We start from the raw sequence: 1,668 nt of genomic DNA on the forward strand, positions 1-1,668 counted from the left end.
GCCTCAGCCCGAATCCACCGGCCTGATTCGAGTGTGATCGTTTCGGAGGTTCGTGGCGGCTGCCCGGTGGGTGGGTGTGGGGCATCTGCTGGTCTGCCCAGCTCTTCCACGTCTGTCCTGGTCGGGCCCTCGCGGGCGGGTGGTCGGGTTGGTCAGCGTGCCGGTGGCGGGTGGGTGGAGTCGAACAGGCCGGTGAAGGCGTGCTGCCATGGCCATCGGGTCGGCAGGTGAAGTGTCAACCGGCGTGCGGTGCGGGCGAGTCGGGCCGGCACGTGGACCAGGTGCGTGCGGATCGTCGCGGTGGTCGCCTTCGTGTGGAAGCCGCCGGCCAGTGCTCCGGCGGCCCGCAGCAGGTTGTGGGTGATCGCCCACAGGGTCAGCCACGCCGAGTTGGCCTGGAAGCTCCCGGAGGGCAGGTGGGCGAGCGCGGAGCCCTTGCCGTCCGCGATGGCCTGCTCGACGATGGCATGCTGCCGGTGCTGGAGTTCGGCCTGGAGCGTCTCGAACGGGCTGTCGGTGAAGATCGGGTGGTAGCGCCAGGTGGTGAACAACTCGCCCTGCCCGGCTGCGGTTTCGGCGTTGAGGCGGCGGACGCGGCGCACGATCAGCCGGGCGGTGACGTGCTCGGCTTTCCGGCGTCCGGTGAACGCCGTGTACTCGGTTTCGGCGACCTCGGCGTCGGAGACCAGTTCGCCGGTGCCGGGGTCGACGAACGCGTCCGGGTAGCGGATCGCCGTCCACGCGGTCTCGGGTATCGCGCTGATCGCGGCGGCGACGTGCGGGTTCATCCGCACCGTCACGGAGAAGCGGGCGTTCGCACGGCGACAGGCCAGGGTGACGTCGGCGTTGTAGAACTGGCTGTCCGCGCGCACCACGACGGTGCCGCTCGCACCGGCCTGCCGGGCTGCCGCGACGGCCTCGGCGGTGAACGGGCCCGCGCCGCGGGCGTCGGACGCCTTCCCGCGACGGAGCCGCACCGCCGCGATCACCGGCCGTGCGAGCGGTGTCGAGAGCGTGGCCAGGATCGGGTGGAGCGTGCGGACGCCCTTGAACCTGCCGACCTCGGCGCCCTGCTTGGCCCGGCCGAACACCCGCCGGTGCGTGGGATCCACGTCGACGAACGCCACCTCGCCGACGCCGGGCAGCAGCGGCGTCGACGCGGCGAGCCGGGCGAGGAACTCGCGGTGCACTGCGTGGAGTTGGCGATTGTGGCCGTGGGTGAACGAGCGCAGGAACGTGCCCAGCGTGGAAGGCGCGCGGACCCCGCCGAACAACCTGGCCGTCGCCCCGACGCGCAGCCGGTCGGCGTCGTCGATCGAGTCGGCCCCGGCGCACATCGCCGCCACCAGCGTCATCGCCTTCGCCGCCGCGTTCGCACCGGCGCTGTTGCCGGCCCCGTCGATCCGCAGCCGGTCGGCGACCAGGCCCGGCAGACCGATCCGTTCGGCCAGCCGGATCAGCGGGACCAACCCGGCGTCCGCGACCAGATTCCGTTCGTCGAACGCGAGCGACACCGCTCGCGCCGACATGAGAGACTGCACCCCGGAGATGCCTCTCTGACTCAAGTGGATTTAACCCTAGACAAGTCACATCCTCCCAGGTCAGATGGCATCTCCGTTTTCATGTCCGGCCCCTGGAACGGCAATTGGCCGGTGAATCCGGGCTCAG

At 71.1% G+C, this 1,668-nt stretch carries 1 protein-coding gene; it reads right to left on the reverse strand.

All coding sequences use genetic code 11. The annotated features are described in order from the left end of the window. Window positions 1-152 precede the first annotated feature (152 nt). Window positions 153-1,529, reverse strand: coding sequence for an IS1380 family transposase (locus tag ACIHEI_RS37450; protein ID WP_396609990.1), 1,377 nt, complete (start codon window positions 1,527-1,529; stop codon window positions 153-155). Between the last annotated feature and the right edge of the window lie 139 nt (window positions 1,530-1,668).

This window comes from Kitasatospora sp. NPDC051984 (assembly GCF_044593455.1).
Lineage (GTDB): Bacteria > Actinomycetota > Actinomycetes > Streptomycetales > Streptomycetaceae > Kitasatospora.